Below are 1,114 nucleotides of genomic sequence, written 5' to 3'. Positions count from 1 at the left end.
TGATTCCTACAGCTAGACGCTTATGCCCAAGCGCAAGAATGTTTAGAGCTGAGTTTATATCTCGATCATGAGCTGTACCACAGCTCATGCACTCCCATTCTCTTATTCCAAGATCTGTCTTACCTTTTGGACTACTTGAGGTGATCTCACCGCAGCACGAACAGATTTGGGTGGTATAGGCTTCTTGGACTTCTTCAAACAATACGCCTGCGTTCTCGCATTTATACTTGAGCATTGTTTTTAGTGCAGAAAATCCTGTATCCAAAACAGATTTTGCCATTTTGGTTTTTACTAATTTTTTAGCACTCAAGTCACCTACAATAATCAATGCATTTTCATTCACAAGCTTGGTGCTTGCTTTATGCAAATGATCTTTTCGACTATTTGCAATCTTGGCGTGTAATGCACGAACACGCTTCTTATTCCTGGCTCTCTGAGCAATACCTAATTTCTGCTCATATTTTCGATAGAATTTTGGATTTGAAATTACTGTGCCATCAGAACAGGTGGCAATATCTTTTAAGCCTAGATCAATACCAATCGCTTTGGTTGCTGTCGATTTATCTTGCTTAGGCGATTCAACAACAAGACATACATACCAACGCCCACGGCTATCCTCTACAAATGAACCTGTTTTTAACGTGTATTTGCTTAAACCGTAGCTATCCCAAAGCTTAAATTGGTGTTTTCCATACTGGACATATCCATTGGCATATTTGATAGCCACCTTTTTAAAGGGAATCCATCCCAAAGAGCGCCTTGCTGATTTTTTATTGCTGACACGCCATTTCAGCTTTGCCTTTTTAAATTGCTTTCTTCGGGTGACTAATTCTTCAGTTACAGCCTGAATGGTTTGACTATGTAAATTACATTCTTTGGATGTGCCTTTCGTATATTTGGCAATATCAAAAGCAGAGAGAAATTCACCTTTCCGCTTCAAATGCCTAAACCCTAAATCATTGACATAATTCCAGACGAAGTTCACTTCTGATGCTAGTTGGTCTAACACCTTGCAATGTTTGTCTTTTATACGTAATTTAAGGGTTTTCATGTACTTATATTAACAATCAAAACTCAAGGAAAATAGTCCTTAGTTAAATCAAACGACACTTCA

Annotated in this window: 1 protein-coding gene; it reads right to left on the bottom strand. The window is 38.3% G+C overall.

What is annotated here, in order from left to right; translation table 11 throughout:
* The coding region (locus FTU36_RS16585) for an RNA-guided endonuclease TnpB family protein (protein WP_180118594.1) at positions 1-1,051 on the bottom strand (1,051 nt) is incomplete at its 3' end.
* Positions 1,052-1,114 lie beyond the last annotated feature (63 nt).

Origin of the sequence: Acinetobacter sp. YH12096 (genome assembly GCF_013419215.1) — a bacterium.
GTDB lineage: Bacteria > Pseudomonadota > Gammaproteobacteria > Pseudomonadales > Moraxellaceae > Acinetobacter > Acinetobacter amyesii.
Note: the sequence above shows the minus strand (reverse complement) of the source record. Positions and strands in the feature narration are given on the sequence as shown.